Here is an 8,919-nt window from a genome sequence, read left to right as displayed (position 1 = left end):
TTTGTTATCTCAATCGAAATTGAGATGCCCTACACATTGGTTCGTTTTTGCTTTTTGTTCAGTTTTCAAAGGTCTAAATGTCGTTGTCGCTAACTGCTTCAGCAACTCTTATATCTTATCAGCTTCACAACAGAAAGTCAACAAGTTTTTGAAAGTTTTTTTAAGTTCTCATCAGATGAAAACTTCTGCTAATCACCGAAGCGACTCTAACAAGATATCATGTTCGTTGTTATTTGTCAATAAGTTTTTTCGCTTTTTTAAAGGAACAACTCTCGTTTATTCAGTAACAACTTTGTTATAATATCATGTCCAACGCAACGGGTCAAGTGTTTTTTTTATTGATAAAAAACAGATTCCGTAACAGGACATTTATTAATATAGCAATTCTAAAAATAAAAAGCAACTGAAAAAAGTAGCATTTCACTACTTTTTTTCAAATACGAATAATATTATTAGGTAGCCTTTTCAACGTTCCTGATTAATGAAACCACTAACTGATTCAACGTCTTTTCAAAATAAACGTACGTGCTTTTTTTACGATAAATCGTCGAATAAAAAATGAAAAGAGCAAACTCTTTTACAAGTTTGCTCCTTGGGCTTATTCGTTTTGCAAATTGTCCTCGTTAGTTGAGGGCTCATCTGCCATCTTTATCGGAATATATATCCGAAAAATCGTTCCCTGACCTATCACGCTATCGGCAACAATTCTGCCTTTATAGCTTTCTGCCAATTGTTTGGCAATGGAAAGACCTAGCCCATTCCCGCCTTTTGTGCGAGCGCGGGCTTTATCAACCCGGTAAAAACGATGGAAGATTTTCTCCAGATCCTCCGCTGCAATCCCCTCTCCAAAATCTTGGATGGCAATTTCAAACTCTTTTCCTACTTGCTGGATACTTAAGTGAATCTCTTTGCGGTCTGTAGAATACTTCACGGCATTATCTAAAATGACAATAATCAGTTGCTCAAAATGATTTCGATAAATCTTCAAAGGGACTTCTTGTAACAAGTCATCATCTAACGTAAAGGTAAAATCGGGATACAGCATGACAAAGTTATTGAAAACTTGATGCGTCACTTCTTTCCCATTAGTGATTTCATTTCCATAATGAATATCCACTTGCTCTGCTCGAGAAAGATCTAGCATCTCTTGAACCAGTGTCTTCATACGACTCAATTCTTGTTGACTTGCATTCAATGCTTCTTCCAAAATTTCTGGATCATCTTTCCCCCAGCGTTGCAACATACTCAAATGGCCTTCCATAATCGCCACCGGTGTCCGTAATTCGTGGGACACATCTTCGACAAACTGCTTTTGCTGATCCATATAGGTCCGCATACGATCAATCATCTCATTGAAAATTTCCGACAGATCTGCCAATTCATCATTGGTAGCAATTTCTGGCATCTGGACATCTGAGAGTGGATCTTTTCGTAAAGTATCCATCGTATCCCGTAAGACTTTCAATGGTTTAAGGAAGTAAGTCGACAAGAAGAAGCCTAACACACTACTCAAGAGCAATGATACAATTTCTAAGACAATCAGCGTTAACAATAATCGACTACGAATATCATAAAACGCTGACAGCTCATAAAAACTTTGGACATAGCCGATTTTTTCTCTCGTTTTTTTAGAATAAATCGCTTCGACGGAAACGAAGCCCGTCCGTTCCCCCACAGTCGTAATCGTTGGATCTTTGCGCTTGGTTTGCATCAATGCCATCTCTCGATCGATGGTTTGTAAGACATTTTCTTTGTCCAAATTATAAACATAAAGGTGCATGATTTCTTGACCGATAAAGGAAATATAGGGATCAATCGTCAAAAGGTTCCCCTCCAGGTCCGGCACCTGGCCAATTTTGCTACCATCACCGGCCACGCTGTCCGTACCTTCTGTCAAGTAACGATAGGCTAACTCCGAAGTCAGTTCTTCATCAGAATTGGTCAGCCGGGAGGTCACTTCTGACATGGTATCCTCGATGTCTTGCCGCTCATTGGCTACGATTAAATTCACGGAAGACTTGTAGGTAATCACTGCAAAAATCGTGAAGACCACGAAGATAAAGAAAGAACTGGCAAAAGCCCACTTTATCGTTAAAGATGGGCCTTTGAGTTCTTTTTCAGTTGAGATGGGATTTGCTTTTTCCATGATTAGGAACGCATCACATAGCCTGTACCGCGAACAGTCTGAATGTAGCTTTCTTCGCCAGGCACATCAATTTTATTACGTAGGTAACGAATATACACGTCCACGACATTCGTTTCTACTTCGGTTTCGTAGCCCCAAACCTTATTGAGGAGGACATCTCGTGCTAAAACAACATTGACATTTTCCATCAAGGTCAATAATAGCTCATACTCACGCTTAGTCAATTCAATGACATCATTGCCACGACGTACCACACGATTTTCTTTTTCGATGGTTAAGTCTCGGTAAGTAATCGTGGTTTGTTTCGCCACGTTTTTATCGCCTTCGATATCAATTCGCCGTAACAACGCCCGCAGACGCGCCAATAATTCCTCAATAGCAAAAGGCTTCACGATATAATCATCTGCTCCATGATCCAAACCTGATACCCGGTCAATCACCGAATCTCGTGCCGTCATCATGACAATTGGTGTATTTTTCACTTGACGGATACGTCGACAAACTTCCAAACCGTTCAGTTCAGGTAACATTAAGTCCAACAAGATGGCATCCCACTCGTTATTTAATGCTGCCTCCAACCCAGTTCTCCCATTGTAATGCACTTCTGCATTATAGCCTTCATGAGTCAATTCCAACTCAACAAAACGGGCTAAATTCTTCTCATCTTCTATAATCAAGATATTACTCATTGATGTAACAATCCTTCTCTCTTCGCATATTCTTTGATTAACTTTTGTTTTCTTATTAAAATACTATAGCCATTTTATCATGAACCAACTTATTTATAAAGAGGCATATCATAAAGTTATCACTTTTATAGGTAATTAAGTACTAGGACATTGGCATTCTTTCTCTGACAGTTTGATACCAAAGAGGAAGCCTCGGCAATTTCCCTCAAAAAAAACGCCAGTCCTCAAAGACTAGCGTTTTATCTGAATCCCTAATATGTTCGTGATTATTCTTCGTGATACCAACTGTAATGGAAAATTCCTTCCCGATCAGTACGTTCATAGGTATGGGCACCGAAGTAATCCCGTTGCGCTTGGATAATATTCGCTGGCAACCGTGGGCTACGATAAGAGTCAAAGTAGGCGATAGCAGAAGAAAACGTCGGTACAGGTACGCCAGCTTGTACTGCCACAGCCACTACTTCACGAACTGCTTGTTGATATTTTTTCGTGATTTCGACAAAGTAAGCATCCAACAAAAGATTTTCTAGATCTGGTGTAGTTTCATAAGCATCAGTAATTTTTTGTAAAAATTGTGCTCGAATAATACAACCTGCTCGCCAGATTTTAGCAATTTCCCCAAAAGGTAGGTTCCAGTCATATTCTTTTGAAGCGGTCCGTAATTGTGCAAACCCTTGGGCATAACTCATGATTTTACTGAAATACAACGCTTCACGGATTTTTTCCACGAATTCCTTTTTATCCCCTTCAAAGACGTACTTCTCAGGTTGCGGTAAGATTTGACTAGCATTGACCCGTTCTTCTTTGTAAGCTGAGATAAAACGAGCAAAGACGGATTCTGTAATCAATGGCAATGGCACGCCTAAATCAAGAGCGCTTTGAGAGGTCCATTTACCGGTCCCCTTATTACCCGCAGCATCCAAAATCACATCCACAATTGGTTGGCCTGTGCCCAAATCATCTTCTCGAGTCAAGATATCCGCTGTGATTTCAATCAGATAGCTATCCAATTCTCCTGTATTCCATTCTTTGAAAATCGCTGCCATCTCTGAAACAGATAATCCAAGAATGTTTTTCATCAAATCATAGCTTTCTGCAATCAATTGCATATCACCATATTCAATCCCATTATGAACCATCTTCACATAGTGACCAGCACCATTAGGACCAATGTAAGTCACGCAAGGCGCGCCATCTTCAGCTTTAGCAGAGATTTGTTCTAGAATCGGTGCTACGAGGTCATACGCTTCTTTTTGCCCCCCTGGCATGATGGACGGTCCCTTCAAGGCGCCTTCTTCCCCACCAGATACGCCCGTTCCGATGAAATTAATACCCGAGTTAGCTAATTCTTCATTGCGACGAATCGTATCTTTGAAGAAGGTGTTGCCCCCGTCGATCAGGACATCCCCTTTGTCCAAATGAGGAAGTAACTCTTTAATCGTCGCATCAGTCGCCGCTCCAGCTTTCACCATCAACAAAATCCGTCGTGGTTTCTCGATAGCTGCGACAAAGTCCTCAATCGTATAAGTGGCTAAAAGTTGTTTATCAGGATGTTCTTTGACAACTTCTTCAGTTTTGGAGCCGGTCCGGTTATACAAAGCAACCGAATAACCGCGACTTTCAATATTTAAGGCCAGATTTTTTCCCATGACGGCCATCCCCACGACACCAATTTGCTGTTTTGTCATGTTCATTCCTCCAGTAAGTACTTTTATCATTCAGTTTCTTCATTATAGCCCAAAAACCTCGGTAAACAAAGCAAGAGCGACTTTTAAATCCCACTGATAGCTGCATTTTTTTATGTAGACGCCTCCATTTTGAGTTGCTATTCAACGCCAGCATCGACTAATCGAAACTCATCTAAAAAAATAACCTCCGAGACTCCATGGTTAGTCTCAGAGGTTCGCAGTCATTTTCTTGAACAAAATGACTTATGCTTCTGCTTTGGTAGTTACGTCTTTGCCATCGTAGTAGCCGCAGTTGGCACATACGTGGTGGCTCTTTTTCAATTCACCACAGTTTGGACATTCGTTCAACCCGTTGATGGTCAATTTGTAATGAGTGCGACGTTTGTTTTTCTTCGCTTTAGAAGTTTTTCTAGCTGGTACTGCCATTTCTCAATACACCTCCTTGTATTTAAAACGCGAAAGTTCCGCGCGATTTATTCCAATCTTACTGCTTATCTTCGTCGTTAGATTTCTCCAACAATTGGGATAATTGGGCAAGACGAGGATCAATAGTTGGGGCAGCTTGGTTCTTTTGCTGCAAGTAGTCCTCTTCCGAAATGACTTCCCAATCTTCGCCTTTTGGCATTTGGGTCGCGTCTTTCTCGGCTTCCGATAAAATTTGCATCGGAATCTCCAGGACAATGTTATCCACGATGGATTCGACAGCATCTAAGGTTTGACCTTCTAAAATCAATACCTCATGTTCCGAAACTTCATCGCTTTTTTCTTGAAACTGCTCAGGCGTCATAAACTGCTCTGTCACCGAAAAATCTAATGGCAAAGCAACTGGCTCCAAACTTCGCGATGAAGGCACAGTCAAGGTGACCTTCACACGGTAGTGCAGGAGATAGCCCTGATTGTCCACCGTCAACATACCAGCCACTTCAGCTGGGTTCGCATCGATGATTTGAGGATCCCGCTGTTGTAAGTCATTTTTCACATCCAGGGTTTCCTGAAAGGACAGTCCGCTTTCACGGAACTTCCGCAATTCTTGTAAAGACCACTTCATATTTATCACCTCTAAGCAACAAAAGCTATTATACAGGCTGAATTTTACCTTGTCAATGAAATTTTCTTGACACCTTTTCATTCAGTGAAAATAACGCTTTACTCAGCAAATGTCCCTGCCTCACTTCCGCTGAAACTAGCAATAGCTGTCCTCTAGTCAAACGCTTTTTCCCTTTCGAGCTTTCTATGATAGCAATTCTTCGGACACTAGCTCTCATCTTGTTGGTGACAGCAAAACGGCCACAGAATCTGCCTCTTAATTCCTGAACTATCCGCTTTTTTGGAGCTTAATTTTTATAAGCTCGTTGTCTATTAAGAAAACAGCCACTGCTGAATGCAGTGGCTGTCGTCAAATCTAGTACTGAAAGGTTGGCTTAGATGGCTGTTGTTTCGCCACGGTAGACAATCCCACGACGAGGGTCAACAGTTACCAATTCACCGTCTTCAATCTTAGTTGTTGCATCTGCTGCACCAACGATGACTGGAATGTCTTTCGCGATACCTACAACAGCAGCGTGAGAAGTCAAACCGCCTTCTTCTACGATAACTGCTGCAGCTTTTTCAAATGCAGGCATATATTCTTTGTCAGTAGTAGGAACTACCAAGACCATGCCGTCTTTTGCTTTTGCAATTGCTTCTTCAGCAGATTTAGCAACGACTGCATTGGCAACGACTGCTTTTTCACCAACGCCTTGTGCTTCTAACAATTTAGAACCAATCAATTGGATCTTCATAACGTTAGTTGTACCGCGTTCGCCGACAGGAACACCGGCAGTGATCAAGATCAAGTCGCCTTCTTTAGCAAAGCCAAGTTCAACAGCTTTTTTAGTAGCTAAGTCAAACATTTCATCAGTTGTTGATGGTTTTTCAGCAACCGTTGGGAAGACACCCCAGTTCAACATCAAGCCACGTTTTGTGCGTTCGTCAAAGGTAACTGCCAAGATGTTTGCATCTGGACGGTATTTAGAGATCATACGTGCAGTATGGCCGGATTCAGTAGCCGCAACGATGGTTTTTACGCCAAGGTTTTTAGCCGCACGAGCAACTGCGATACCGATTGTTTCAGTTACATCGGTTTTGTCGAATTCGTTGATTTGGAAAGTACCCAATTCTTGTAAAGCTTTTTCAGCTTCCATATCGATTCGAGCCATTGTTGCAACAGATTCTACTGGGTAGTCCCCATTTGCAGATTCACCAGACAACATCGTTGCGTCCGTACCGTCAAAGACAGCATTGGCAACGTCAGAAGCTTCCGCCCGAGTAGGACGTGGGTTTTGTTGCATCGATTCCAACATTTGGGTAGCTGTAACTACGACTTTACCAGCAGCGTTACATTTTTTGATGATCATTTTTTGAACCATTGGTACTTCTTCTGGTGGAATTTCCACACCCATGTCCCCACGGGCAACCATGATACCATCAGAAACTTTCAAGATTTCATCAACATTGTCGATCCCTTCTTGAGATTCGATTTTAGAGATGATTTGAACATGAGTCATGTTCTTTTCTTCTAAGATTTCACGAATGTCCAATACGTCTTGGGCTTTACGAACGAAGCTGGCAGCGATGTAGTCGATATCGTTGTCGCAACCGAAACGAATATCATCAGCATCTTTTTCAGTAATACCAGGTAAGCTGATGGATACGCCAGGAGCGTTAACCCCTTTACGAGAGCCAAGCAAACCAGCATTTTGAACTTCAGTGACTAATTCTTTAGTCGCTTCGTCTTTTTCAGTAATCAACATGTCGATTAAACCATCATCAAACAAGATATGGCCGCCAACATGAACGTCGTCAAACAAACCTGGATAAGTTACAGCGATTTTTTCTTTTGAACCGACAAGTTCGCCGTCCATTGAGATACGCACGATATCGCCAATTTCAAATTCGATTTTACCTGAATCAGTTCCTTGAACAGTTGTACGAATTTCAGCACCTTTAGTATCAAGTAAGATCCCGACATCTTTACCAGTTTTCTTCACAGCTTCATGAACGAGTGTCATACGACCCAATTGTTCTTCATGGTCACCATGAGAGAAGTTAAAACGGAAAACATTTGCCCCTGATTCGATGAGTTTAGAGATAGTTTCCAAGTTATTACTTGCTGGTCCTAATGTACTAACGATCTTTGTTTTTTTCATTACTGAACGCTCCTATTCCTTTATTTAAAAAAGCTGAGAAAGCTCTTTTTTCAATTTTAGACTGCTTGAGAGGTCATCCCACAAAAATTAGAAGGACAATTGTTGGTTCAATTCGTACAATGACAAGTCTGGACGATGTTTGTTGTTTTCCAAAGTCTCCACGATGTCGGCTGCGACAACTTCATTTTCCAACATACCGATGCACATGCCACCTTTGCCTTGTTCCAATAATTCCACGGCATAAGCGCCAAATTTAGAAGCCAAGACCCGGTCGCGAGCGCTTGGTGAGCCCCCACGTACCACGTGACCCAAAATAGACACGCGCGTATGGAAGTCGCCATATTGAGAAAGTTGTTCGGCAAATTCATTGCCGCCCATAACCCCTTCAGCCAAGACAATCAAGCAGTGTTTCTTGCCCCGATCGCGTCCTTCTTGAATCCGTTTGGCAACAGCAGCCATATCAAAGTCATGTTCTGGAATAATGATTTCATCTGCCCCACCGGCAACCCCAGACCACAATGCGATATCGCCAGCGCCACGGCCCATGACTTCAATCACAAAAGTGCGGACATGAGAAGTGGCAGTGTCGCGAATCCGGTCAAGAGATTCCAAAACCGTATTGATTGCTGTATCAAAACCTACTGTAAAGTCAGTTCCTGGGATATCGTTGTCGATTGTCCCTGGAATACCCACTGCTGGGAAACCGTGACGAGTCAAGGCCATCGCTCCATGGTAAGAACCATCGCCACCGATGACAACTAACCCTTCAATACCGAATTTTTTCAATTGTTCGATCCCTTTTAATTGCCCTTCTTGCGTTGCAAATTCAGGGTAACGAGCAGAGTATAAAAATGTACCGCCTCGTTGGATTTTGTCGCCAACATCAGCCACATCCAGACGTCTGATATCACCTGCTACCAAGCCGGCAAAACCGTAGTTGATCCCATAGACTTCCAAGCCATCATAGATCCCTTTGCGGACCACGGCACGAATAGCCGCGTTCATCCCAGGAGCGTCTCCACCACTGGTTAAGATTCCGATGCGTTTCATTAACCTTTCACCTCATTAAATTTTCTATTTTTTGGTTTTATTACGTTTATACCTATTAGGCATTCACCACGAGTCATATTTTACCATTAAATCCTTGAAATGTCTTGATTATACCGCAAGAAAATGAAAAAAATGAAAACGACTGATGCAATTTACTG

The 8,919-nt window shown here is 41.9% G+C and carries 7 protein-coding genes; all 7 read right to left on the bottom strand.

Annotation, left to right across the window (positions count from 1 at the left end):
* Positions 1 to 598: 598 nt before the first annotated feature.
* Entirely contained in the window at positions 599 to 2,146 is a 1,548-nt protein-coding gene (locus ACO03U_RS07570) for a HAMP domain-containing sensor histidine kinase (RefSeq protein ID WP_204687480.1), read from the bottom strand.
* A gap of 2 nt (positions 2,147 to 2,148) precedes the next feature.
* Positions 2,149 to 2,835, bottom strand: a complete 687-nt coding sequence (locus ACO03U_RS07565; RefSeq protein WP_161869982.1) for a response regulator transcription factor — start codon at positions 2,833 to 2,835, stop codon at positions 2,149 to 2,151.
* Positions 2,836 to 3,101: 266 nt separating this feature from the next.
* Complete coding sequence (gndA, locus tag ACO03U_RS07560; RefSeq protein WP_204687482.1) at positions 3,102 to 4,523, bottom strand: NADP-dependent phosphogluconate dehydrogenase; 1,422 nt, start codon at positions 4,521 to 4,523, stop codon at positions 3,102 to 3,104.
* A 243-nt stretch (positions 4,524 to 4,766) separates the two neighbouring features.
* A complete protein-coding gene (gene rpmF / locus ACO03U_RS07555; protein WP_161869984.1) occupies positions 4,767 to 4,949 on the bottom strand; it encodes a 50S ribosomal protein L32 in 183 nt (60 codons plus the stop codon).
* Positions 4,950 to 5,007: 58 nt separating this feature from the next.
* Entirely contained in the window at positions 5,008 to 5,571 is a 564-nt protein-coding gene (locus tag ACO03U_RS07550) for a YceD family protein (protein ID WP_204687485.1), read from the bottom strand.
* A 373-nt stretch (positions 5,572 to 5,944) separates the two neighbouring features.
* Entirely contained in the window at positions 5,945 to 7,711 is a 1,767-nt protein-coding gene (gene pyk, locus ACO03U_RS07545) for a pyruvate kinase (protein WP_161869986.1), read from the bottom strand.
* Between the two features lie 87 nt (positions 7,712 to 7,798).
* On the bottom strand, positions 7,799 to 8,761 hold the full coding sequence (pfkA, locus tag ACO03U_RS07540; RefSeq protein WP_204687487.1) for a 6-phosphofructokinase: 963 nt from the start codon (positions 8,759 to 8,761) through the stop codon (positions 7,799 to 7,801).
* Positions 8,762 to 8,919 lie beyond the last annotated feature (158 nt).

Source organism: Enterococcus diestrammenae, assembly GCF_049384045.1.
Lineage (GTDB): Bacteria > Bacillota > Bacilli > Lactobacillales > Enterococcaceae > Enterococcus_C > Enterococcus_C diestrammenae.
This window is presented reverse-complemented; position numbering and strand designations above follow the sequence as displayed.

Bases quoted from the DNA above. Each gene is read 5' to 3' on its own strand.
- gndA (WP_204687482.1), bottom strand. From the start codon at position 4,523: ATGACAAAACAGCAAATTGGTGTCGTGGGGATGGCCGTCATGGGAAAA.
- ACO03U_RS07565 (WP_161869982.1), bottom strand. From the start codon at position 2,835: ATGAGTAATATCTTGATTATAGAAGATGAGAAGAATTTAGCCCGTTTT.
- ACO03U_RS07570 (WP_204687480.1), bottom strand. From the start codon at position 2,146: ATGGAAAAAGCAAATCCCATCTCAACTGAAAAAGAACTCAAAGGCCCA.
- pfkA (WP_204687487.1), bottom strand. From the start codon at position 8,761: ATGAAACGCATCGGAATCTTAACCAGTGGTGGAGACGCTCCTGGGATG.
- pyk (WP_161869986.1), bottom strand. From the start codon at position 7,711: ATGAAAAAAACAAAGATCGTTAGTACATTAGGACCAGCAAGTAATAAC.
- ACO03U_RS07550 (WP_204687485.1), bottom strand. From the start codon at position 5,571: ATGAAGTGGTCTTTACAAGAATTGCGGAAGTTCCGTGAAAGCGGACTG.
- rpmF (WP_161869984.1), bottom strand. From the start codon at position 4,949: ATGGCAGTACCAGCTAGAAAAACTTCTAAAGCGAAGAAAAACAAACGT.